Annotated in this window: 21 protein-coding genes; 16 read left to right on the forward strand and 5 right to left on the reverse strand. The window is 52.4% G+C overall.

Annotation, left to right across the window (positions count from 1 at the left end; translation table 11 throughout):
• Positions 1 to 3: 3 nt before the first annotated feature.
• Both KFE80_12590 and rsgA read right to left on the reverse strand, forming a co-directional pair.
• Positions 4 to 807, reverse strand: coding sequence for a sulfurtransferase (locus tag KFE80_12590; GenBank protein UTW45184.1), 804 nt, complete (start codon positions 805 to 807; stop codon positions 4 to 6).
• A gap of 42 nt (positions 808 to 849) precedes the next feature.
• On the reverse strand, positions 850 to 1,875 hold the full coding sequence (gene rsgA / locus KFE80_12595; GenBank protein UTW45185.1) for a small ribosomal subunit biogenesis GTPase RsgA: 1,026 nt from the start codon (positions 1,873 to 1,875) through the stop codon (positions 850 to 852).
• Between the two features lie 210 nt (positions 1,876 to 2,085).
• Here rsgA and KFE80_12600 point away from each other — a divergent pair, with 210 nt between their 5' ends.
• The gene (locus tag KFE80_12600) at positions 2,086 to 2,994 is read left to right on the forward strand and encodes a mechanosensitive ion channel (GenBank protein UTW46730.1); all 909 of its coding nucleotides are present in this window, start codon (positions 2,086 to 2,088) and stop codon (positions 2,992 to 2,994) included.
• Positions 2,987 to 3,547 (forward strand): oligoribonuclease, encoded by a 561-nt coding sequence (gene orn, locus KFE80_12605; GenBank protein UTW45186.1) that lies wholly within the window; start codon positions 2,987 to 2,989, stop codon positions 3,545 to 3,547. Before KFE80_12600 ends, orn begins: the two co-directional genes overlap by 8 nt.
• Here the strand turns inward: orn and queG are convergent.
• The gene (gene queG / locus KFE80_12610; GenBank protein UTW45187.1) at positions 3,517 to 4,614 is read right to left on the reverse strand and encodes a tRNA epoxyqueuosine(34) reductase QueG; all 1,098 of its coding nucleotides are present in this window, start codon (positions 4,612 to 4,614) and stop codon (positions 3,517 to 3,519) included. The genes orn and queG overlap by 31 nt on opposite strands.
• A gap of 106 nt (positions 4,615 to 4,720) precedes the next feature.
• Between queG and KFE80_12615 the strand changes: the two genes are divergently transcribed.
• From KFE80_12615 to KFE80_12665, 11 genes are all read left to right on the forward strand, one after another.
• Positions 4,721 to 6,217, forward strand: a complete 1,497-nt coding sequence (locus tag KFE80_12615) for an NAD(P)H-hydrate dehydratase (GenBank protein UTW45188.1) — start codon at positions 4,721 to 4,723, stop codon at positions 6,215 to 6,217.
• A gap of 44 nt (positions 6,218 to 6,261) precedes the next feature.
• The gene (tsaE, locus tag KFE80_12620; protein UTW46731.1) at positions 6,262 to 6,693 is read left to right on the forward strand and encodes a tRNA (adenosine(37)-N6)-threonylcarbamoyltransferase complex ATPase subunit type 1 TsaE; all 432 of its coding nucleotides are present in this window, start codon (positions 6,262 to 6,264) and stop codon (positions 6,691 to 6,693) included.
• Complete coding sequence (locus KFE80_12625) at positions 6,687 to 8,012, forward strand: N-acetylmuramoyl-L-alanine amidase (protein ID UTW45189.1); 1,326 nt, start codon at positions 6,687 to 6,689, stop codon at positions 8,010 to 8,012. Before tsaE ends, KFE80_12625 begins: the two co-directional genes overlap by 7 nt.
• A 55-nt stretch (positions 8,013 to 8,067) precedes the next feature.
• Positions 8,068 to 9,891, forward strand: a complete 1,824-nt coding sequence (gene mutL, locus KFE80_12630; GenBank protein UTW45190.1) for a DNA mismatch repair endonuclease MutL — start codon at positions 8,068 to 8,070, stop codon at positions 9,889 to 9,891.
• A gap of 165 nt (positions 9,892 to 10,056) precedes the next feature.
• A complete protein-coding gene (miaA, locus tag KFE80_12635; protein ID UTW46732.1) occupies positions 10,057 to 11,016 on the forward strand; it encodes a tRNA (adenosine(37)-N6)-dimethylallyltransferase MiaA in 960 nt (319 codons plus the stop codon).
• 183 nt (positions 11,017 to 11,199) lie between these two features.
• A complete protein-coding gene (gene hfq, locus KFE80_12640; GenBank protein UTW45191.1) occupies positions 11,200 to 11,487 on the forward strand; it encodes an RNA chaperone Hfq in 288 nt (95 codons plus the stop codon).
• 27 nt (positions 11,488 to 11,514) lie between these two features.
• Complete coding sequence (gene hflX, locus KFE80_12645) at positions 11,515 to 12,834, forward strand: GTPase HflX (protein ID UTW45192.1); 1,320 nt, start codon at positions 11,515 to 11,517, stop codon at positions 12,832 to 12,834.
• A gap of 245 nt (positions 12,835 to 13,079) precedes the next feature.
• Positions 13,080 to 14,228 carry an FtsH protease activity modulator HflK gene (gene hflK, locus KFE80_12650; protein UTW45193.1) on the forward strand — a complete coding sequence of 383 codons (1,149 nt, stop codon included), beginning with the start codon at positions 13,080 to 13,082 and terminating at the stop codon, positions 14,226 to 14,228.
• Positions 14,225 to 15,085: a protease modulator HflC gene (gene hflC, locus KFE80_12655; protein UTW45194.1), complete on the forward strand. Its 861-nt coding sequence runs from the start codon at positions 14,225 to 14,227 to the stop codon at positions 15,083 to 15,085. Before hflK ends, hflC begins: the two co-directional genes overlap by 4 nt.
• A 151-nt stretch (positions 15,086 to 15,236) precedes the next feature.
• Complete coding sequence (locus KFE80_12660; GenBank protein UTW45195.1) at positions 15,237 to 15,428, forward strand: DUF2065 domain-containing protein; 192 nt, start codon at positions 15,237 to 15,239, stop codon at positions 15,426 to 15,428.
• A gap of 43 nt (positions 15,429 to 15,471) precedes the next feature.
• Entirely contained in the window at positions 15,472 to 16,764 is a 1,293-nt protein-coding gene (locus KFE80_12665; protein ID UTW45196.1) for an adenylosuccinate synthase, read from the forward strand.
• Positions 16,765 to 16,871: 107 nt separating this feature from the next.
• Here KFE80_12665 and cysN read toward each other — a convergent pair whose 3' ends face one another.
• Both cysN and cysD read right to left on the reverse strand, forming a co-directional pair.
• Positions 16,872 to 18,545, reverse strand: a complete 1,674-nt coding sequence (cysN, locus tag KFE80_12670) for a sulfate adenylyltransferase subunit CysN (GenBank protein ID UTW45197.1) — start codon at positions 18,543 to 18,545, stop codon at positions 16,872 to 16,874.
• A 73-nt stretch (positions 18,546 to 18,618) separates the two neighbouring features.
• A complete protein-coding gene (gene cysD, locus KFE80_12675) occupies positions 18,619 to 19,557 on the reverse strand; it encodes a sulfate adenylyltransferase subunit CysD (protein UTW45198.1) in 939 nt (312 codons plus the stop codon).
• 418 nt (positions 19,558 to 19,975) lie between these two features.
• On the opposite strand from cysD, the gene cysE reads away from it, so the two are divergent.
• The 3 genes from cysE to cysI all read left to right on the forward strand — a co-directional run bounded on the left by cysE (position 19,976) and on the right by cysI (position 24,596).
• Positions 19,976 to 20,758 carry a serine O-acetyltransferase gene (gene cysE / locus KFE80_12680; protein UTW45199.1) on the forward strand — a complete coding sequence of 261 codons (783 nt, stop codon included), beginning with the start codon at positions 19,976 to 19,978 and terminating at the stop codon, positions 20,756 to 20,758.
• Between the two features lie 232 nt (positions 20,759 to 20,990).
• Complete coding sequence (locus KFE80_12685; GenBank protein ID UTW45200.1) at positions 20,991 to 22,799, forward strand: assimilatory sulfite reductase (NADPH) flavoprotein subunit; 1,809 nt, start codon at positions 20,991 to 20,993, stop codon at positions 22,797 to 22,799.
• Between the two features lie 63 nt (positions 22,800 to 22,862).
• Positions 22,863 to 24,596 (forward strand): assimilatory sulfite reductase (NADPH) hemoprotein subunit, encoded by a 1,734-nt coding sequence (gene cysI, locus KFE80_12690; protein ID UTW45201.1) that lies wholly within the window; start codon positions 22,863 to 22,865, stop codon positions 24,594 to 24,596.
• Positions 24,597 to 24,683: the final 87 nt, after the last annotated feature.

Below are 24,683 nucleotides of genomic sequence, written 5' to 3' on the forward strand. Positions count from 1 at the left end.
CAATCAAATCTCCACTGGTGTATCGGGGCGATTGCCCCATTCAGACCAGGAACCGTCATAGGCGCGAATACGAGGGTAGCCGAGTGCCTTTGCCACCAGATAGGTAAAACCAGAGCGGTGGTGGGTTTGGCAGTGAGTGACAATATCCTTATCGGCGCTCAATCCCAATTGTTGCAGCAGTTCGGCGGCGTCTTCTCGGATGCGCAAGCTGCGATTGGGGTCCATCAATTCGGTCCATTCGCAGTTTATGGCGCCGGGAATACGGCCACCTCGTTGCGCTAATACTTTGTTGCCGCTGTGCTCACCGGGAGTACGTGCATCCCATATCCTGAAATCCGAATTGCCCAGACTGTCGATAATCTGTTCCGCTGATATCAGTTGTGATTGGTCTATAGTCACCGATACGGGTTTGGATGCCGGGCGATGTTCTTGAGTATCGGTTTCCAATCCGGCACTGCGCCAAGCGTGTATTCCACCGTTTAAATACGAATAATTTTTATAGCCGATAATATCCAATGTCCAGATAAAGCGGCCAGCCCAGCCGCCGCCTTCGTCGTCATAACAAACCACATGGGTATCTTTGCTCAGTCCCAGCCGGGAAAACAGTGTATCTAAGCTTTCCTGTGTCGGTAGGCGCCCTGGGGCTGGAGGTGCCCCCAGAACCAGCTCTTGAGGCAATACATGAACGGCGTTTGGAAGGTGTCCCAGTCGGTACTGTTCCGTTGAGCACAGATCCACAATCAAAATACAGTCGTCGTTTAAATGAGCTTGCAACTCTTCGGGTTCAAGCAATAACGGTAAAGCCATGAGGCATCTCTGATCCACTATTAAGGAGCTGGATTATAGCCTTCAGCTTTGCAGACTCACCAGTATGCGGCGATAACTTTCCAGCCGGTCTGGAGATATATCGCCCCGTTGCTCTGCGGCCAATAGCGCACAACCGGGTTCCCGTTGATGTTTGCAGTCGCGAAATTGGCAGTGGCCCAAAAAGGCCCGCATTTCAACAAAGCCTTGGGCAATTTGTTCTGGTTCCAAATGCCAGAGGCCAAACTCACGAATGCCCGGGGAGTCGATCAAGCGCCCAACATCGCCACCGGCACCGAGCTCAAGATGGTAGAGGCGAGCAGTGGTTGTAGTGTGTGTGCCCTTGGCCCTGGCTTCAGACAGCTCGCCAACCGCGCTGTTGGCCTGTGGCAGCAGCGCGTTAATCAGGGAGGATTTACCGACGCCGGATTGGCCGACAAAAACGCTGGTGTGGTCGCGCAGCATGGCCTGTAATTCCTGCAGGCTGGAATCGCCGCTTTTGGTGGACAGGATAATCAGCCGGTAGCCCAGTTGTTGGTAAGGGCTGACCAGTTTACGAACCGCTTCACCCTTATCGCCATTGAGCAAGTCAGATTTATTCAATACCAAGACAGCTTCAACCCCCTGATTCTCCGCTGCTACCAGGTAACGGTCAATCAAGTTGGCAAAGGGCTCGGGCTCTGCTGCTACCACAATAAAAATGCGATCAATGTTGGCGGCTACCGGGCGCAGGTTGCCGCGGCTATCTGGGCGATACAGTGCGGATTTGCGAGGTTCTGCAGCAACGATCACACCATTACTGTCCTGCGCATCTCGCCAGATAACCTCATCACCAGTGACAACACTGCCAATATTGGCTCGCAAAAAACAGCGTTTGGTTGTGCCTTTTTGCCCTTGCGGCTCTACATCCACTTGAGTGCCATAGTGGGTAATCACCACTCCTGTCTGTTCTGCCCCCAGCTGGCTGTCGTCTGGTAACTGTTGCGGTTTTGCAGAGGTCGCCCGGCGAGCGTGTTGCTTTTGCTGTTGTTGAATGCGGCGCTGCTGGTTTTTAGTGAGCTTTCGGGCCATGCCGTTGCAACTGAAATTACGGTGGGTTGTGGGTCAAGGATATAGCATAATCTGGGTTAGTGATATGGAGGCGCTGGTTTGCTGACAACCGTATTGGATCAACTCAAAGACCTGTTATTACCCCTGGCTTTGGTGGCCGCTGTGCTATTGGGCTTGTGGCTGTGCCACTGGCTACTGTTAAAGCGTGCGGGGGCGAATGCCGCCAACCACATGGTGCGGCAGCTGGTATTCCTGGTGTTAGTGGCCGTGGGTATTGTGCTGATTATCCTGGTGTTGCCAGTTCCTCACGAAATGCGCAGCCAGTTACTCAGCCTGTTGGGCTTGGTGCTGACTGGTGTTATTGCGTTTTCTTCCACCACCTTCGTGGCCAATATTATGGCCGGCTTGATGCTGCGTTCAGTGCGCAGTTTTCGCACCGGGGATTTTATCCGGGTTGAAGATCACTTCGGCCGGGTGACCGAGCGGGGGCTGTTTCATATTGAGATTCAATCGGAAGAGCGCGACCTGATTACCTTACCCAACCTGTATGTGGCTTCCAATCCTGCCAAAGTGGTTCACAGCAGTGGCACTATCGTATCTTGCGACCTGTCACTGGGTTACGACGTGCCTCATTACAGGGTGACGCCATTGCTGAAAAAAGCGGCGACCAATGTGGGGTTGCAAGAGCCTTTTGTACACGTGCGCGAACTGGGTGATTTTGCCATCAGCTATAAGGTGTGTGGTTTCTACGAGGAAGTAAAACAGCTGTTGAGCAAGCGCTCAGAGCTGCGAATCCAGGTGTTGGATCAACTCCACGGTGCGGATATAGAGATCGTCTCTCCCGGCTTTATGAACCAGCGTCAGGTGGGTGAGCAGCTGTTTTTGGCCAAACCCAGACCTGCCAAATCAGTGGATATGGCGGCGTCTAACGCGGAGACATTGATGTTCGATAAGGCGGAGCGGGCTGAAAAGCTGGAGGCCTTAGAGAAAGAGTTGGCACAATTGTACGACGATGTAAAAAAGGCAGAAACCGAGCTTGACTCCCTCAACGATTTAGATATTAAGCAACAACGCATTGCGTTGTTGGAGCGCATCATTGCCGTGGCGAAAGAAAAGGAAAGTGGAAAGCAGCATGACTGAAGATAATAAAAAAGATGACCTCAATTTAATCTGGATTGACCTGGAAATGACCGGGCTGGATCCAGAGCAAGATGTCATTATCGAAATTGCCACCATCGTGACCGATAAAAATCTCAATGTATTGGCGGAAGGCCCGGTCTTCGCCATTCACCAGCCCGATGAAATAATGAATGGGATGGACGACTGGAATACACGCCAACACGGACAATCTGGTTTGACCGAACGAGTGCGTACCAGCACGGTTTCCACCGCTGATGCGGAGCGACAGACCATTGCGTTTCTGGAGCCATATGTGGATGCAGGTAAATCACCGATCTGCGGTAACACCATCGGTCAAGATCGCCGCTTTTTGGTGAAATACATGCCGCAATTGGAAGGCTATTTTCACTATCGCAATCTGGATGTCAGTACCATCAAAGAAATTGCCCGCCGTTGGCAGCCGCAGCTACTGGATGGTTTTACCAAAAAAGGTGCTCACCTGGCACTGGATGATATTCGCGATTCTATTGAAGAGTTGAAGCATTACCGGGAGGTTTTTTTCAAAACAGAGTGAGCTGATCGCTGTTTTTCCAGTGCCCACTCAATATGCTCCCAAACCATTTCTGACACTTTCTCTCGCCTGGCTTCAAGGGTGCTAATGATGTCATCGGAATAGGGCGCATTGCCAAGCCCTACTGCCAAATTGCGTAGCCAGCGTTGGTAACCAATGCGGCGAATGGGTGAACCGGCGGTGCGCTCCAGAAATTCGGTTTCTGTCCAGTTAAACAAATCCACCAGCCGCGTGCTGTCCAGCTTGTGACGTGGCAGAAAATCCAGCTCCTGGCTGGCTTTGGCAAAACGGTTCCAGGGGCACATGGCCTGGCAATCGTCACAGCCAAATACCCGGTTACCCATCGGTTCGCGAAACTCTTCAGGGATGGAGCCCTTAAGTTCGATGGTGAGATAAGAAATGCAACGCCGTGCATCCAGTACGTAAGGTTTGGGGAAGGCATTGGTGGGGCACACGGTCATGCAGGCTTTGCATTTACCACAGCGATCTTGTTCTGTGGATTGATCTGTGGGCAAAGGCAGGCTGGTAAATATTTCTCCGAGAAAAAACCAGGAGCCTGCTTCACTGTTGAGTACCAGAGTGTTTTTACCCACCCAGCCCAAACCGGCTTTTTCCGCCAGGGCCTTTTCCATGACCGGTGCGCTGTCTACAAAGGGGCGTTGCTCTATGGAACCCGGTACCGCATCGGAAATTTTTTGCGCCAGCTGCGCCAGGCGTTTGCGAATCAATTTGTGATAATCGCGACCCAGAGCGTAACGGGAAATATAAGCGGTATCCGGTTGCTTAAGCGTGCTGATCATATTGCTGTTCGCAGGTAGATAGTTCATCCGCGCGGAGATAACACGTAGAGTCCCCGGGTGAAGCTTTTCAGGGCGGTAGCGTTTGTCGCCGTGCTCCTCCATCCAGTTCATGTCGCCTTGATAGCCCTTATTGAGCCATTCTTTCAGACGTTGCTCTGCCTGCTGCAGGTCGATATCGGTAATGGCGATTTGTTGAAAGCCCAGTTCTCTGCCCCAAATTTTTATTTGGTCAGCCAGGGCCGTGAGATCAACAGTGAGAATAGATGTCATTGGATTTGAGCTGTGGATTGCTGCGAGGATATTACCATGCCAGACCACTGTGGTCTGTTGACGTATAATGGCAGCCGATCTGTCATAAAAAAGTGCAACGGTTTCTATGGAAAACCTCGGTTTTGCGCAATCGCTTTATACCCCTGCCCAAGTACGCGAGCTGGATCGCTTGGCCATTGAAGAATACGGTATTCCAGGTTTTGATCTGATGTACCGCGCCGGTACGGCGGCATTTGAGTTGTTACTGGAGTGTTGGCCGAACCCACCGCACCTGCACATATTCTGTGGCTCCGGTAACAATGCTGGCGATGGCTACATTATTGCTTCCTTGGCTGCTGAGCAAGGATTGAGTGTTCAGGTTGTTTACCTCAGTGATCCTCAACAACTGACTGGCGATGCCCAATTGGCCTACGGCCACGCTGTGTCTGCTGGTGTGATTTGTAATCCTTTTTGCCCGGATTCGGAATATCAATCCGGAGTGATTGTTGATGCGCTGCTAGGTTCCGGTTTGAAGGGGACGGTACGGGAATCCTATGCAGAGGCGATCGACCGCATTAATGCCAGTCAGCTTCCAGTGCTGGCTGTGGATATCCCCTCTGGCCTCTGCGGAGAAACTGGGGCTGAGTTGGGCGTGGCGGTGCAAGCGGATGCCACCATCAGTTTTATTGGCAACAAGCAGGGTCTGTTTACCGGGCGTGGCCCGGCCCTGTGCGGTGATGTGTTTTTTGAATCTTTGGATGTGCCTGCAAAAGTGTATTCCCGGCAAACCTCCCCCAGTCATTTGCTGAACAGCCGCCACTTGCTCAAACATTTGCCACCTCGGCGTCGGGATGCTCACAAGGGCAGCTTTGGCCATGTTTTGGTGGTGGGTGGTGATCACAATATGGGTGGTGCTGCGCTATTGGCCGGGGAAGCGGCATTGCGCTGTGGTGCAGGTCTGGTCAGTGTGGCAACCCGGCCAGAACATATTCCTGCACTGTTGGCGAGGCGGCCAGAGCTGATGGCTGTTGGGGTTCAATCGGGCCAGGAGCTGACACAACTGTTGCAAAAGCCATCGGTATTGGTGATCGGCCCTGGCCTTGGTCGTTCTCCCTGGTCGCAGCAACTGCTGCAGGTCGCTCTGGCCAGTAGTTTGCCACTGGTGTTGGATGCAGATGCGCTGAATCTGCTATCAGAAGGTCCTTTGTCTTTGACGCAGCACCAGAGTCACCGAGTGATTACCCCACACCCGGGAGAGGCAGCGCGTTTGTTAAACACAACTATTAACGGTATCGAGCAAAATCGTTTTTCCGCGGTGCAAAAACTTGTGAACCAAACCGGGTCTATTACCGTTCTTAAAGGGGCGGGTACGTTGGTGTGCGACGGTGATGACACAGGTATCTGCACCGCCGGTAACCCCGGCATGGCCACCGGTGGAATGGGAGATGTGTTGTCTGGGGTGATCGGTGCGCTGGTGGCTCAGGGATTGGCACCAATAACCGCTGCCCAGCTTGGTGTCTGCCTGCACGGTACAGCCGCCGACAAGGTAGCGGAACAGAAGGGCGAGCGAGGAATGGTAGCCAGCGACTTGTTTGACTCATTGAGGGAGTTGGTTAATTGTTGACACAATCTGTCGATAAATACTTTGAGATAGTCGGTGAAGAGGCGATGGTGTGCTTTGGGTCAAACCTTGGCAACCAATTGCAAACCGGTGGTGTGGTATTCCTGGAAGGGGATTTGGGCGCTGGCAAAACCACTCTGAGTCGGGGGGTGCTCTCTGCTTTTGGTCACGTTGGTGCGGTGAAAAGCCCAACTTACACACTCGTGGAACCCTATCAGTTCAACGACAAAACGGTGTGCCATTTCGATCTCTATCGCCTCGGTGACCCCGAAGAATTGGAATATATGGGCATTCGCGACTACTTTACGGAAGGCAATCTGTGCCTGGTGGAGTGGCCTGTGCGTGGCGAAGGCTTTTTGCCGGAACCGGATTTGCGAGTGCGCATCAGTGTCGGTAAAGTGGGTGCTGGCCGCCGGGTTTGTGTGCAGGCGCGCACTGCCCGAGGTCAACAAATAATAAACGGGTTGTCCCCTTGCTAAAAAAACGCATTACAGTTCAATTTATTTTTCTTGTGCTATTGCTGTGTTCGGTAGCCTCTGTCGCCTCCACTTTGGACGGCGTGCGGGTGTGGCGCTCGCCGGACAACACTCGCCTGGTATTTGATCTCAGTGCCGCGGTAGAACACCGCATCTTTACCCTGGAAAACCCCAGTCGTCTGGTTATCGACATCGAGAACGCCACTTCAAAGGCACGCTTTGATAAATTGCCATTGGCCAATACCCCTGTATCTGCCATTCGCAGTGCTGCTAAAAAAGGGGGGGATTTACGGGTGGTGCTGGATTTGGGCAGTGTGGTATCGCCGCGCAGCTTTACCCTCAAACCCAATAAGCAGTATGGCCACCGCTTGGTGATTGACCTGTACGACAAAGCCAAAGCGGCAAAAACGGTTAAAACGGTTTCTGATGCGGTTAAAAACAAAGAGCGGGATATCGTCATTGCCATCGATGCCGGGCATGGCGGAGAAGATCCAGGTGCACTGGGTAAACGGGGTATTCATGAAAAACATGTGGCCCTGGCGATCTCCAAACAATTGGAACGTATTGTCGACCGCACTCCCGGTTTTCGCGGCGAGTTGGTGCGCACCGGGGATTACTACATCCCCCTGAAAAAGCGCCGTGATATTGCTCACCGCATGCGCGCCGATCTGCTCGTCTCTGTTCACGCCAACTCGTTTACCTCGCCGAAACCAAGAGGAGCGTCGGTGTATGTGTTATCCACCAAAGGCGCCACCAGTGAGATGGCCCGCTATCTGGCCCGCAAGGAAAACAGCTCCGACCTTATCGGTGGTGTGGAAAACGTCAGTCTGAAAGACAAGGATGATGATCTGGCACGGGTGTTGTTGGATCTTTCGATGGATGCCACCTTAAACAGCAGCTTGGATGTGGCTTCGGAAGTACTAAAAGGCATGGGACGTATTTCCAAACTGCATCAGAAAAATACCGAACAGGCTAACTTTGTGGTGTTGCGCTCCCCGGATATGCCTTCCATTTTGGTAGAGACCGGTTTTATCTCCAACCCCAGTGACCGCAAGCTACTGGTACAGAGCAGCTATCAGAAGAAAATGGCGGGTGCGATTTTTACCGGTATTGAAAGTTACTTCCACAAGCGCCCATTGGAAGGCACCTGGCTGGCGGCCAACCGCAACAAAGTGGAGCGCACTTACGTCATTGGTCGCGGAGATACCCTGTCGGAAATCGCTCAACGCCATAAAGTCAGTGTCAAGCGGCTTATGAGTTACAACGGCTTGAAAAACAGTCGCATTCGCATGGGCCAGCGCCTTAAAATACCCGCATCTTGACGTTCAGAAATCGTCGCCGTGCCTCCATCTCGCAATGACGACAGCGAGTTTTTATATGTCCCAGATTCACAAACTTAGTCCCCGCCTTGCCAACCAAATTGCAGCCGGTGAGGTGGTGGAGCGCCCTGCGTCTGTTATTAAAGAGTTACTGGAAAACAGCATCGACGCCGGTGCCAGCCGGGTCGATGTGGAAGTCGAGGCTGGTGGTGTCAAGTTGATGCGTATCCGCGATAACGGCGGTGGTGTGGATAAAGAGGATCTGCCCCTGGCCCTGTCCCGTCACGCCACCAGCAAAATTGTCGAGTTGGAAGATCTGGAGGCGGTGCAAACCCTGGGCTTTCGTGGCGAGGCATTGGCCAGTATCTGCTCTGTGTCGCGGCTCGCCATGACGTCCAACAACAATGAGGGCCAGTCTGGCTGGAAAGCAGTCTCTGAAGGTCGGGAAATGGAAGTCAACCTGGAGCCTGCTCCGCACCCCCAGGGTACGACTGTTGAAGTGCGCGACCTGTTTTTCAACACCCCGGCGCGGCGCAAATTTTTGCGCACTGAAAAGACCGAATTCAATCGCATTGACGATGTGATGAAAAAACTCGCTCTGAGTCACTTTGATGTAGCCTTTTCCCTGCGCCACAACAACAAAACCCTGTTTACCATGCGGCCAGCAGAAAACCAGCTGGAGCAGGAGCGGCGAGTGGCACAGATCTGCGGCCCTGCGTTTATGGAGCAGGCGGTCTACCTTGATATTAATCGCGGCGGTTTACGCGTGTGGGGGTGGATGGGCTTGCCTACCTTTTCTCGCAGCCAGGCGGACATGCAGTACTTCTTTGTCAATGGCCGTGCCATTCGCGACAAGGTAGTGACCCATGCGGTGCGTCAGGCCTATCAGGATGTGCTTTATCACGGTCGCCACCCGGCCTATGTGCTGTTTCTGGAATTGGAAGCCGCGGATGTGGACGTCAATGTTCACCCTACCAAGCACGAAGTCCGCTTTCGCGATAGCCGTTCGGTACACGGCTTTATTTACAGCACGTTGAACCAGACGGTGGCGGAAGTACGCCCTGGTGAACCCCTGACTGCCAGTCAGGAACAGCCCACTCCCACCTCTGCCAATCCGGTATCAATTGCCGATAGCAACGACGGCTTGCGCAGTACCATAGGGTTGGGTTTGGGTTATCGGTCGCCTGCACCCTCGACCCAGCAAATACAGGAGCAAGTGAGTCATTACGGAGCGCTGCACCAGCCTGCACCAGTCATGGATCAGCCAGCCAGTGCCGATGCTAGTCAGGCTGAGGAAATCCCACCTCTTGGTTACGCCATTGCCCAGCTCAAGGGTATTTATATTGTTGCGGAGAACGCCGAGGGCATGGTGCTGGTGGATATGCACGCCGCCCACGAACGTATTACCTATGAGCGCATGAAAGTTGCCTATGAGCAGCAGGGTATGGCGTCTCAACCGCTATTGGTGCCCGAAACCTTGGCAGTGAGCCAGAGGGAAGCAGACAGTGCTGAACAGCATCACAGCGTATTCGAAGCCTTGGGTTTTCAGTTACAGCGAGCGGGCCCGGAAAGCCTGTTGGTGCGGGAAATTCCTGCTCTGACCCGCGGCGCCGATGTAGAGCCACTGGTGCGGGATGTGCTATCTGACCTGTTAGAGCATGGCAGCAGTGATCGTATTGCTGCCCACATTAACGAAATTCTCGGCACTATGGCTTGTCACGGCTCAGTGCGCGCCAACCGCCGCCTGACTATTCTTGAAATGAACGCCTTGCTGCGAGATATGGAACACACTGAACGCAGCGGCCAGTGCAACCACGGCCGCCCCACCTGGACGCAGATGAGTTTAGCTGAGCTGGATAAGTTGTTTTTGCGTGGAAGGTGATGTTTTGCTGCTGCAAAACAGCTACGAGCCACGTGCTTCGGGCTACGAGCAGATTACACGCAGCTCGAAGCCCGCTGCTCGTAGCGATACCGCAATTGTTGTTTCAAAGTAATGGTTACCAAGGCCAAATAAAACGTGACTGAACCCTCCCAGGCTATCTTCCTAATGGGCCCCACTGCCTCGGGCAAAACCGATTTGGCCGTGGCACTGTGCGATCATTTGCCGGTAGAGTTGATCAGTGTTGATTCTGCGCTGGTGTACAGGCAAATGGATGTGGTCAGTGCTAAACCCGATGCAGAGACTTTGGCGAAAGCTCCACACCGTTTAATTGATATACGGGATCCGGCTGACAGCTACTCAGTGGGTGATTTCGCCCGCGATGCCCGTCGGGAAATGGATGCCATCAGCGCTGTTGGCAGAATTCCATTGCTGGTGGGGGGCACCATGCTTTACTTTCGCGCATTGTTGGAGGGTTTGGCTGAGTTGCCGCCATCGGATCCAGCAGTGCGTGCGGATATTGACGCCCAGGCCGCAGAACTGGGCTGGCCTGCCATGCACGAGCGCCTGGCGCAGCTCGACCCACAGTCCGCCGAGCGCATTCACCCCAATCACTCTCAACGTATCCACCGTGCCCTGGAAGTGTGCTTAACCACCGGTAAACCCTTTTCGCAACTGTTGTCTCAACAGGGCAGCAGTTCCGTGCAGCCGGTTACCGATAGCTATCAGGTTACCCAGATGGCCATTGCTCCAAGGGATCGAGCGGTGTTGCATCAGCGTATAGAAAACCGCTTTGCCACCATGATGGCCGATGGTGGCCTGGATGAAGTCAGGCAATTGTTTGCAAGGGGTGATTTGCATCCGGATCTGCCGGCGATGCGTGCGGTGGGCTACCGCCAGGCCTGGCAGCACTTGTGCGGGGAATTAAACTACGACCAGATGGTCACAAAGGCAGTGGTGGCCACCCGTCAACTGGCAAAACGCCAGCTCACTTGGCTTCGCGGTTGGCAGGATGTGAACTGGGTGTATACGGATACCCCACAGGGAGTGTCGCTAAGTTCTGAGGAAATCCTGCAAAATGCCTTGAAAATTCTGCGAAATAGCCCCATATACAACAGCAGTGGCTAGCGGTATGATGGATTTCCGCAAATTTTGTGGCTTTTTCCTGTGCAGCCGGTGTTTTTGGGTGCCACAATTAGGTTACACCCTGCACAGACAGTTTTGGTATCGGAATGGCAGGTAGTATGCAGTTTGGTTTGATCTGTGGCCATTCAATAATAACAGCCGATTTCTAAAAATAAGGAGAATCCCATGTCAAAGGGGCACAACTTACAAGACCCTTTCCTGAATGTCTTACGGAAAGAGCGCATCCCGGTTTCAATATTTCTGGTCAACGGCATCAAATTGCAGGGGCAGATTGAGTCCTTTGACCAATTTGTGGTTCTACTGAAAAACACCGTCAGCCAAATGGTGTACAAGCACGCTATTTCCACCGTGGTGCCGGCGCGCCCGGTTCGTCTGCCTCTGGGTGCTCCCACCCAAGGCCAGCAGGGTGGCGAATACAGCCAGGGTCAACCTGGTACTGACTTTAACGACTGATTTTATAAACACTTATGGAGGCACTGGTTGTTCTTTGATCGTCCGGAATCTGGTGAATTGGCCATACTGGTTCACCTGGATTTACACAGTGAAAATGAGCCGGAAGATCCCCGCGAATTTGAAGAACTGGTGTTATCTGCAGGTGGTGACCCTGTCGATTTTGTGATGGGGCAACGCCAGAGCCCGCATCCCAAATACTTTGTTGGCACCGGCAAACTCGATGAGTTGGCCGGTTTGGTACGTCACCACGACGCCCAACTATTGATTTTTAATCACAACCTTTCTCCCAGCCAAGAACGCAACCTGGAGCATCATCTTAAGTGCAGAGTGCTGGATCGCACGGGCCTGATTCTGGACATTTTTGCTCAGCGAGCCCGCACTCATGAGGGCAAGCTACAGGTGGAGTTGGCCCAGTTACAGCATATGTCCACTCGCTTGGTGCGAGGTTGGACTCACCTCGAACGCCAGAAGGGTGGCATTGGCTTGCGTGGCCCAGGTGAAACCCAGTTGGAGACAGACCGCCGCTTGCTACGAGAGCGCATCAAATCCATTCAAAAGCGCCTTTATAAAGTGCGCAAACAGCGGGATCAGGGGCGTCGCTCCCGGCGCCGGGCGGAAATTCCTACGGTTTCTCTGGTGGGCTACACCAACGCGGGTAAGTCCACCTTGTTCAATACCTTGACCACTTCCGAGGTGTACGCCGCCGATCAATTGTTTGCGACTCTGGACCCCACCATGCGGCGTTTGGAGTTGCCGGAAACCGGCCCAGTGATTCTTACCGACACCGTGGGTTTTATCAGCCATCTTCCCCACAAGCTGGTGGAGGCGTTTCGTGCCACCTTGGAAGAAGCGGCCAATGCGTCGTTGTTGCTCCATGTGGTGGATGCCGCTGATGAAGAGCGCCATCGCAATATTCAGCGGGTCGGTGAGGTGCTGGAAGATATTGATGCCCACGAGCTGCCCAGTTTGTTGGTGTACAACAAGATCGACCTGCTGGAAGAGGGCAGGCCGCGCATTGACCGCGATTCCCGTGGTATGCCAGTGGCGGTTTGGCTGTCGGCACAAAATGGCCTCGGCCTGGATTTACTGCAGGATGCCATTCGCGAACGAGTGGGCGCCCGCATGACTCATGGGGTTTATTTACTGGAGCCGCAACAAAGCCGCCTGCGAGCACGCTTTTATCAAAACAATGCCGTGGTTCAGGAGCAAACTCTGGACAATGGCGATGTCAAGCTGGAAGTGCGTATGCCGGAGTCGGATCTTCTGCGTTTGCTGAAAAGTGAGCACCTGAAACTCGGGGATCTGGTGGAGTTGCCGGGGCTTGATGATTTGGCTCAAAGTGCTTGATAGATAGCTGCGGGCGGCGAGCTACGGGCTGACCGAGTGTAATTGTTATCCTGAGCGCAGCGAAAGGTCTCTTGCTGGCTGCACGTTATGAAACCCTTCTTGGCGCTCAGTGTGACAAGTTGGCACGATCAGCTCGCCGCCCGTGGCCCGCTGCTCGAAGCAAATTTTCTCACTTGCCTTGAATTTCCAGATAGAATCCCCACCATCTTTCTTAATAACCATTTATTACATTGACGGAGCTGAATATGGCCTGGAATGAACCCGGTGGCGGCCGTGACCGCGATCCTTGGGGTGGCAAAAACGGTGGCGATGGGCCGCCGGATCTGGATGAGGCACTGCAAAAACTGAAAGAGCGCTTTGGCGGGCTGTTTGGTGGTTCTGGTGGCAACAGTAACGGCAAAGGTGTCAGCGGTGGTTTGATCGGCTTGGCTCTCGTTGTTGTTGTGGCGATTATGGCCCTGTCTGGGATCTATCAGGTGGATGAAAAAGAGCGTGGTGTGGTGCTGAGGTTTGGCAAATACCACGACACAGTTGGCCCGGGTTTGCATTGGCGGCCGGTGTTTATTGACACTGTTAATAAGGTGAATGTAACCAAAGTACAAGAGCACGTTGCTACTGGCCTTATGCTGACCAAAGACGAAAATATCGTCAGCTTGCCTGTAACCGTTCAATTCACCGTTCCCGATGCAAAGGCGTACATTATTAATGTGCGCGATCCGATCGCAAGCCTCAAGCACGCAACTGACAGTGCAATTCGTCATGTGGTGGGCAGTACCCTGGCCAGTGATGTATTGTCTGAAGGCCGTGAAAAGCTGTCTGGTGAAATCAAGAATCGCCTACAGAACTACCTGGATATTTACCAAACCGGTGTCCAGATTTCCAAAGTGAATATTGGTAAAGGTGAACCACCGGTTCCGGTGAAGCCGGCATTTGACGATGTGAACGCATCTCGCAAAGACAGAGATCGTTACATTGAAGAAGCGGAATCTTACAGAAACGGTGTTGTGCCTGTGGCCCGTGGTGAAGCTCAGAGAATGATACAAGCAGCTACGGCCTACCGTGACCGAGTGATTGCCGAAGCAGAAGGTGAATCCCAGCGTTTTGAGAAACTCTTGGTGGAGTACCAAAAAGCACCTGAAGTGACCCGACAGCGTTTGTACCTGGACACAGTGCAAGATGTTATGCAAAACGTTTCTAAAGTGATGGTGGATGTCGAAGGCGGCAACAACATGTTGTATCTGCCGCTGGATCAGATTGCCAAGAGCCAGCCAAAAACCTCTACCAAGCAATCGATAAATAACGTGTTGGATGAAACCCAGATACGCAACATCGTTGAAGATCAACTTCGTGACATGCTGCGCGATAGCAATACAAGCAGAGGTAACAGACGATGAGACCAATAACGATTATCGCCATATTCGCCGTCGTGCTTGTTGGCTCAATGAGCGTTTACAAGGTGCAGGAGCAAGAGCAGGCACTCAAGCTGAGATTTGGACGCATTGTCGAGCCGAACATTGGCCCTGGGCTGCACTTTAAATTGCCTTGGGAAGATGTGCGCAAGTTTGAATCCCGTGTGCTGACACTGGATGCCAATGTGGAAAGTTTTCTGACCAGAGACGAGGAGCGCTTGCAGGTTGATAGCTACGTAAAGTGGCAAATCGTCAATGCAGAAAACTATTACAAAGCGACCGGTGGTGATGAGCAGGTGGCTGCGTCTCGGTTGGAAGCCCGAGTCAATGATGGCCTGCGAAATGAGCTGAGTAGCCGCACCTTGAATGAAGCGATCTCCGGGGAGCGCGATCAGTTAATGGAAAAATTGACTGATGATCTGGATGTTCTCTCAAGGGAGAGCCTGGGTATTAAGGTTGTTGACGTTCGTGTTAAACGTATCGATTTCCCAGATACTGTCAGCGAGAACGTGTATCGGCAAATGCGCGCTGAACGTGAGAAGGAAGCCAAGCAATATCGCTCTGAAGGTAAAGAGCAAGCAGCCGCTATTCGCGCCGACGCCGATCGCCAAAAAGTGGTGATTGAGGCTGAGGCCTACCGAGAGGCAGAGCAATTGCGTGGTGACGGTGACGCCAAAGCCGCCGGTATCTACGCCGATGCCTACAATAAAGACCCTGAGTTTTATGCGTTTATACGCAGCCTTGAGGCCTATCGGCAGTCTTTCGCCAACAAAGGCGATATGATGCTGGTAGACCCCGAGAGTGAGTTCTTTCGCTACTTAAAAGACTCCCAAGGCAAATAAGCCGGGGGTCTATAGAGGAAGAGGTGGTTTTGGCCGCCTCTTTTCTTTTGGCCCACTATCCAGCCTATGCTAGAATCGCGCAACCGGGTAACCCCGGTTTTTTTGTGGGTAAAGTAAACCCGGGCGATCATCATAGGGGCAAGGCGGTTCAATGACGTTTTGGCAAAGTCTGTTGCAAGCGATCTGCTTGATGTTGGTGCTGGAGGGTATTATCCCTTTCCTGGCGCCGGATCGCTGGCGCAATATGGCGAAGATGTTGGCCCAGGTAGATGATCGATCAATGCGCATTATGGGCTTGGTGAGCATGCTAATCGGTGCTGGCCTGCTGTTTCTTATTCGATAGTTCAGTTATTACAGATTCAATTTCTTTGGAGCATTTGTACACGATGGGCAAAAATGTAGTCGTGCTGGGCACCCAATGGGGTGATGAAGGCAAGGGTAAAATTGTTGACTTGCTGACCGATCAGGCCTCTCTGGTGGCCCGTTTTCAAGGGGGCCACAACGCCGGCCATACTCTGGTTATTGAGGGCGTGAAAACCGCACTTCACCTGATACCTTCAGGCATTCTCCGCGATGATGTTTCCTGTGTTATCGGCAATGGTGTGGTATTGGCCCCCGATGCGCTACTGAAAGAAATAGCCATGCTGGAAGAGCGGGACGTTCCTGTGCGACAGCGACTCAAAATTTCCCCTGCTTGCCCGCTGATCCTTCCCTACCACGTTGCACTGGATCAGGCCCGTGAGTTGGCCCGTGGCAAGCGCAAGATCGGCACTACTGGCCGCGGTATTGGCCCTGCTTATGAAGACAAAGTCGCCCGTCGTGGCCTGCGCTTTGGCGACCTGATGCACCCACAGCGTTTTGCTGACAAACTGAAAGTAGTTATGGAATACCACAACTTTGCGTTGACCAACTACTTTCAGGTGGATGCTGTGGATTACCAGGCCACTTTGGATCAGGCGTTGGCCTGGGGAGAAGAGCTTAAGCCTCTGTTGGCGGATGTGACTGACATTTTGCACGGTGCTCGTGAAGCCGGTGAAAATATTCTCTTTGAGGGCGCGCAAGGCTCTCTGCTGGATATTGACCACGGTACTTATCCGTTTGTAACTTCCTCCAATACCACCGCTGGCGGCACCGCCACTGGCTCCGGCTTCGGCCCTTTGTACCTGGACTATGTGCTGGGTATCACCAAGGCCTACACCACCCGTGTTGGTTCAGGGCCATTCCCTACCGAACTGGGTTGTGACATCGGTAAGCACTTGGGTGAGAAAGGCCATGAGTTTGGTACCACTACGGGCCGCGAGCGCCGTTGTGGTTGGTTTGATGCGGTGGCGGTAAAACACGCTATTCGTATCAACAGCATTTCCGGCCTTTGCCTGACCAAACTGGATGTACTCGATGGCCTGGAGACCATTAATATTTGTGTGGGCTACAAAGATGCCGCTGGTAACCCATTGACTATGCCCAATGACTCTGACGATTGGGCTCAGGTGGTTCCGGTGTATGAAGAAATGCCCGGTTGGAGCGAAAACACCTTTGGGGCGAAATCTCTGGATGCACTGCCTCAGGCGGCCCGAGATTACATCAAACGCCTGGAAGAGCTAGTGGGTGCGCCCATTGATATTGTGTCTACCGGGCCGGATCGTGTGGAAACCATTTTGCTTCGCCACCCTTTTGAATAACGAGCAAACATAAAACAAAAAGGCCGCTGCAATTGTCATTGCAGCGGCCTTTTTGTTTTTCAGCAGTACTCTACTTGGTCATTAACCCAGCAATTGTCTCTCGACAATTAGTCCTTACTGCATTGTTGAATGACCGAATCAATCATTGCGGTATCAATACGATCATTGGGCAGTTCAGTTAATGAGCAGCACTGCAATGCTGTTTTAATGGTTTCCAGATCTCTGCTGTTGCTGACCACGACCACAATCAAACCGGCTTCCAGCAATGGTTTCAAAGCGGCTGGAGAGTCGTAGTTGAGATCCAGCAAGTAGGTGTGGAAGCCTTGCCTGTGCAATGCCACCTCCATGCGATGGCCATCGGTGAGGTTGCTGGTCCACACACAGCGGCTGTTGTGTGGTTTGATGGATGCACGCATTTGCGGAGTCACTTCGCTGGCGAACTGATCCACATTGTCGGCAGTATCATCGGTCTTTTTGTCCAGCACTTTGGAAATCATACCTGCGCCAACGGTAGCGTTGGTCAAGCGATCAATTACCACAAAGCTACCGGTGGTGCGGTTGCTTTGGTAAGTGTCGTACACCACTGCTTCGGTCAAGCTGATGTGTGCCTCGCCGATGCCGTTCAGTGGCAGCTCACTGGCATTTTGCTTTTCCAGAGAGTTGATATCCAACTGCCAGTCCAGTGCAGAGACAGTGCCACTGATATAGCGAGTACCCATTTTGAAATCGTAGCGTTTGCCAGGAACCAGCTCGTCTTCATTCATCCACACTATGTGCGCCTTGAATTCGTCGCTGATGGTGGCCTGGTGTTGCTCACCGACAATTTGGTCACCACGGGAAATATCAATTTCGTCGTTCAGGGTAACGGTCAGAGCTTGTCCGGGAATAGCTTTGGCAACGGCCTGGTTGCCCACCAAAATTTCTTTTACGGTGCTTGTTTGGCCGGAAGGCAGTGCGGTGACTACCTGGCCGGTGTGCAGTTCGCCTGACGCCAGTGTGCCGCAGTAACCGCGGAAATTGAGGTGAGGGCGGTTAACGTATTGCACAGGCAGTCGCAACTCTTCTGCCTGAGATTCAACGCTGACGTCAATGTGGTTGAGCAAGCCGAGCAGGGTGTCACCTTGATACCAAGGCATATGGTTGCTCGCCTGAACAACGTTGTCTCCTGCCAGAGCAGACAGTGGCACAAAATAGTTTTCCACTTGCGGAAAGCGTTCTGCCAAAGCCTGGAATTCATTTTTGATGTTTTCAAAAACGGTTTCGCTGTAGTCCACCAGGTCCATTTTGTTGATCGCAACCACAAAATGGCGAATACCCAGCAGTGAACAAATGTAACTGTGGCGGCGGGTCTGTGCCTGCACCCCGTAACGGGCGTCGATCAACAGTACCGCAAGGTCGGCAGACGATGCGCCCGTAGCCATATTGCGGGTGTATTGTTCGTGTCCCGGAGTGTCGGCAATAATAAATTTGCGCAATTCAGAAGAAAAGTAACGGTAGGCAACATCGATGGTAATGCCTTGTTCGCGCTCTGATTGCAGGCCGTCTACCAGCAGTGCCAAATCGGCGGCTTCACCGGTGGTGCCCACGGTTTTGCTGTCTTTCTCAATCGCCGCCAGTTGATCCTGGTAAACGGTTTTGGAGTCGTGCAACATGCGCCCGATCAGGGTCGATTTACCATCGTCAACGCTGCCGCAAGTAATAAAGCGGAGTATGTCTTTCTGCTCGTGTTGTTGCAGATAGGCTTCAACGTTGGTTTGAATCAGTGCCGTATGCGCGTTCATTTTTGTTACCTTTTTAAAGGTGATGTCTAATCAGTTAAACGATAGTTTGTGAACTGTCGATAAACTGTGAAATTTAAAAGTAGCCTTCGCGTTTTTTCTTTTCCATGGACGCCGACTGGTCGTGATCAATAACCCGGCCGGAACGTTCCGATGTGTTGGCAACCAACAATTCCTGAATAATTTCCTGAAGTGTGGTGGCTCGCGACGGAACCGCAGCAGTCAGTGGGTAGCAACCCAAAGTTCTAAAGCGTACCCATTCTTCCTTCAGCACTTCTTGAGGGCGGGGCTGCAGGCGCTCATCGTCAACCATAATTAACGAGCCATCGCGCTCAATAACCGGGCGCGGCGCAGCAAAATACAGTGGCACCAGTTCGATGTGCTCTTTATAGATGTACTGCCAAATATCCAGCTCGGTCCAGTTTGAAAGTGGGAATACCCGAATCGATTCACCTTTGTTGTGGCGGCCGTTATACAGCTTCCAAAGCTCCGGGCGCTGGTTCTTTGGATCCCAGCGATGGTGCTTGTCACGGAATGAATAAACCCGCTCTTTAGCGCGAGACTTTTCCTCGTCGCGGCGTGCGCCACCGAAGGCGGCATCAAACTGGTGCATGCTCAATGCTTGTTTGAGTGCATCGGTTTTCATGATGTCGGTGTACTTGCTGCCGTGCTCAAACGGATTGATACCCGCTGCCAGGCCTTCCTGGTTGGTGTGGGTAATCAGCTCCATACCCGCTTCTTTGGCTGCACGATCACGAAACTCAATCATTTCGCGGAATTTCCAAGTGGTGTCGATGTGCATCAACGGAAACGGTGGCTTGCCGGGGAAAAACGCCTTTTTCGCCAAGTGCAGCATCACGGCGGAATCTTTGCCGATGGAATAGAGCATCACCGGGTTTTCAAAGTCCGCAACCACTTCGCGAATAATGTGTATGGACTCAGCCTCCAATTGTTGTAGGTGAGTCAGCTTCTGCGAATCAATATTGGCGGCAGAAAGCGAGTCATTCGTTGTCATCTGTTTTCCTGAAATCATTCGGGCTTATCGACAGGGTGCACTTTATAGCAACTTTTTAAAAAATCCGGGAATGACTTGCAGTTCTAAAGTTAGATCAAAAGGCTATGCAACCTTTTTGCTGTGGCAGGATCAGTTTGTGCCTACTGTTTATATAGCCAATGTGATGCTTGAGTTTGTGGCAAGTTAATAGTCAACGGTTCTTGGGATATAACTGTAAATAATTCCGCATTGTAAAAAACCGCTGATATAAAGACCTACCATTTGGTTAGCCAAAGAAATAAAAATCCAACTTGCCGGTTGAGGTTTATTGAAAAAGCGCGTTGGTTTTTTGTGTTAAGGCCCTTGTTTTTATAGGGTTTTGTCGTGTGTTTTATACGGCTTGAAAGGCTTTTCGACCAGTTCGTGTGCAGGTAATACCATGTTGAAAACTATTCGTGACGATATTCAGAGTGTGTTCGCCCGAGACCCAGCGGCGCGCAGCGCCTTGGAAATTTTATTGTTGTACCCCGGTTTGCAAGCGGTTTGGTGGCATCGGCTGAATCACTGGCTTTGGAATAAAAAGTTGCGCTGGCCCGCCAGAATTCTGGCTAATATTGTGCGCTTGTTTACCGGTGTGGAAATTCACCCCGGCGCAGTAATCGGCCGCCGCTTTTTTATCGATCATGCCAGCGGTGTAGTAATTGGCGAAACCGCAGAGGTGGGAGATGACTGCACTCTTTACCATGGGGTTACTTTGGGAGGCACCAGTTGGGGCAGTGGTAAACGCCACCCAACTCTGGGCAATAACGTTGTGATTGGTGCTGGTGCCAAAATACTGGGCCCAATAACCATTGGTGATGGTGCCCGTGTGGGTTGTAATTCGGTGGTTGTTAAGCCGGTGGGTGACGGCGAAACCGTTGTCGGTATTCCCGGGCACGTGGTCAAAAGCAAGCCGCTCGAAAGCCAGAAAGACGATTCCAAAGCCCGTGTTGAGGAGTTGATTGGTTTTCGCGCCTATGGTGAAGCGGATGCTGCAGGCGATCCGGTCGCTCAAGTGGTCAGCAGTATGCTGCGACATTCCCGGGCCCTGGAATTACAAGTGCGCTGCCTCCAGCAGGCATTGGATGATGCTGGTATGCAAGCGCGGCGTACTACAATCCCTGGTATCGATGCCGCTGACTTTTTGCGCGAGGAAGAATCGTCACCAGGCTACGTAATATAGGAAAGTTTTTTCCCGAGAATGTTTTTCAGTGTGTTCATTTGGTTATTCTCGCCGAGTTTTTTGTGATCGTTATGTGCGTCAGGCAGGGCGGCTTGATGGATAACCCATTAGGTCAAAAGTTCACTGTTGCCATATAACAGCTTGTTATTTCTGTATCGCTATTACTTCGTTCTGTTGTCAGGGGCAGGTGTCTAAGGTTACGCCTCCCTAATATTAGCCGTAGGTTTCGCTGATGCCTTCAAACATTTTGCAGCAACTGTCAGGGCCGTTGAGCAATGACCAAGTTGAACTTATCCGCTCAGCGGTGGGCGATCTGTCCGTCGAACAAACCCTTTGGTTGAGCGGCTACCTGGCCGGTTTGGCCAGTGCTGGTAAAGAGTCTGGTGTTGCCCAGGACCAAGCATTTGATGCCCATGAAGAAGCTGCAGAGCAGCCTCAAATTACCGTTTTATTCGGTTCTCAAACCGGTAACGCCAGCGGCGTTGCCAGTGCGCTTTTCGGCGAGCTGGAAAGCAAGGGTTATCGAGTTGTGCTGCAGGACATGGCAGATTACAACCCCAGAAATTTGAAAAAAGAGCAATATATTGCACTGGTAGTGAGCACTCAGGGTGAGGGTGACCCACCGGACGATGCACTGGCATTCCACGAGTTTTTGTTCTCCAAAAAAGCCCCCAAACTGGATGGCCTTAAGTTCAGCGTTCTGGGCTTGGGCGATTCCACTTACGAACAATTTTGCCAAACCGGTAAAGAGTTTGATGAGCGTCTGGCTGAGCTGGGTGGTGAACGTACTCACGCCAGAATTGACGCCGACGTCGATTACAGTGGCGAACAGACCCAATGGATCAGCCAGTGGCAGGAAGTGGCTGAGCAACTGAAAAAGCCCGTAAGCCGTCCCAAACTGAGTGTGGTTGGCGGTGCCGATGTGGCAGCGCCCACGTGGAGCAAGTTTGAGCCGTTTACCGCTGAGGTAATTACCAGCATTGGCATTACTGGTCGCGGTTCTGACAAAACCATCCAGCACGTAGAAATTTCCCTGGAAGAGTCTGGCCTGCAATACCAGCCCGGTGACGCCCTTGGGGTTTGGCCCGTCAACACAGATGAGCTGGTGGATGAAATTCTGCAAGTAACTGAACTGGATGGCGATGCAACGGTTAGCATCGATGATGCAGAACTCAGCCTGCGTGACGCCCTGAAAAATCGCCGTGAACTGACACAGGTTTCCAAAAGTGTTCTCGAGCAGTTGTCTGCAGACAGTGAACAGTTGCAACAATTACTGAACGGCGAGCGCAAAGAATTGATTGCGTTTATGCGCAGTACCCAAATTGTGGAATTGTTACGCCTCGCGCCTCGTCAGTGGCAGCCCCAGCAATTGGTGGATCAATTGCCTGCGCTTACCCCGCGCTTGTATTCCATCGCTTCCAGTAGCACCGAAGTGGACGAAGAAGTTCACCTGACTGTTGGTTTGGTTGCTGATGAACGTGAAGGCCAGGTTCGTTACGGTGCGGCTTCCAACTACCTTGCCAATATCGAAGAGAGCGATCAGGTGCGTGTATACGTGGAGCACAATCGCCACTTCAAACTGCCTGAGAATGGCGACACCCCGATTATTATGGTTGGCCCCGGTACCGGTGTGGCTCCGTTCCGCAGCTTTATGCAGGAGCGTGATGCCAATGGTGACAGCGGTGACAACTGGCTGTTTTTTGGCAACCCGTACTTTGTCAGTGACTTCCTCTACCAGACTGACTGGCAGGGCTGGGACAAATCTGGCCTGCTGACTCGCATCGATCTGGCGTTTTCTCGCGACCAGAAAGAAAAAGTGTACGTGCAGCATCGCATGAGCGAAAACGCCGCCGACCTGTACGAGTGGTTACAGCGTGGCGCGCACTTTTACGTGTGTGGCGACCAGCAGAATATGGCCAAAGCGGTGGATGAAACCCTGCACCAGATTATTGCCGAGCAAAGCGGTGAGGGTGCGGATTTCGCCAGCGATTACGTGAAACAGTTGAAGCGCGACGGTCGTTACCAGCGTGACGTTTATTGATCTTTGCGATCGTAAACAAGGCAAGCAACGACATTACAGCCAGCTAATTTTGAGAACAGAAGTATGAGTGAAAAAGTGCAATTGGCACCCACCGAAGGGCTGAAAGAAAACAGCCGCCACCTGCGCGGTACTTTGGTAGAAAGCCTGGACGACGCCATTACCGGTGCCATTCGTGAAGAAGACCTGCATATCCTCAAGCACCACGGTACCTATCAGCAGGACGACCGTGACTTGCGCAATGAGCGCCGTAAGCAGTTTCTGGAGCCTTACTACAGCTTTATGATCCGCGCCCGTATGCCCGGTGGTGTGTGCACCCCGAAGCAGTGGCTGGCGATGGACGATATTTCCCAGGCGTTTGGCAACAACACCTTGCGCTTGACTACCCGTCAGACATTCCAGTTTCACGGTGTGGTGAAAGACCACCTGAAGCCCACGTTCCAGCACATGCATTCCGTATTGGTGGACGCCATCGCCGCCTGTGGCGACGTAAACCGCAACGTAATGTGTAACCCCAACCCGGTGGAAAGTCAGGTTCACGAAGAGGTGTACCAGTGGGCAGTCAAAATCTCTGAGCACCTGCTGCCCAACACCAATGCTTACGCGGAAGTGTGGTTGGACGGTGAAAAAGTGGATGTGGAGAAAGAAAAAGAGCCCATCTACGGTGAGACTTATCTGCCGCGCAAATACAAAACTGTGGTGGCCATTCCTCCCTACAACGATGTGGATATCTACGCCCACGATATGGGCTTTATTGCCATTATCGAAGAAGGTGAACTCAAAGGTTTCAACGTGACTGTTGGTGGTGGCCTGGGTATGACTCACGGCGATCCAGAGACCTTTGCCCGCCTGGCGGATCTGATTGGTTTCTGTACGCCAGACCAGGTTTTGGAAGTATCTGAAAAAATTCTCACCATCCAGCGTGATTACGGTGACCGCGTAAACCGTCGCCTGGCCCGCTTTAAGTACACCATTGCCAAGCACGGTATCGAGTGGTTTAAGAAGGAACTCAACGACCGTTTGGGTTACGACTTGCAAGCGGCGCGTCCATTTGAATTTATCAGCAACAGTGATCGTTACGGTTGGGTAGAGGGTTACGATGGCCGTTGGCACGTTAACCTGTTTATCGAAAATGGCCGTATTAAAGACGGTGATGGCTTACAGCTGATGACTGGCCTGCGCGAAGTGGCCAAGGTGCACAAAGGGGATTTTCGTATTACCCCGAACCAGAACATCATCATTGCCAATATTGCCCCTGAAGACCGGCCTCAAATTGAAGCACTGATGGCGCAATACGATCTGCTGGATGGCACAACTACATCTGCAGTGCGCCGTAACAGCATGGCTTGTGTTGCCTTCCCCACCTGTTCACTGGCCATGGCGGAGAGCGAACGCTACCTGCCCAGCCTGGTAAGCAAAGTGGAAGAGCAATTGGTCGAGCACGGCTTGCAGGACGAAGAAATTACCGTACGTATGCAAGGCTGCCCCAACGGTTGTGGCCGTGCAGTGTTGGCGCAAATTGGTTTTATCGGCAAAGGCCCTGGCAAATACAATATGTATTTGGGTGCCGGTCGCTGGGGTCAGCGTTTCAGTGCGCTGTACCGTGAGAATATCGACGAGGCGGAAATCCTTGGTGAACTGGACGAATTGTTTGGTCGCTTTGCTACAGAACGCCAGCCGTCCGAGCCCTTTGGCGACTTTGTGATCCGCGCCGGTGTTGTCGCGGAAAACAATGAGCCATCCGCTTTCCACAACGAAATGAAAGGTGTTCAGTTGGTGGAAGCGGCGCAGGTACAATAACTTATTCGCAGCACGCAATAAAAAAGCCCCGCGCAGTTCACCTGCGCGGGGCTTTTTTTATGTGTTGTGGAAATGACTGTGCTGTCG

The sequence above is a fragment of the bacterium SCSIO 12696 genome, assembly GCA_024397955.1.
Classification (GTDB): Bacteria; Pseudomonadota; Gammaproteobacteria; order Pseudomonadales; family Porticoccaceae; genus SCSIO-12696.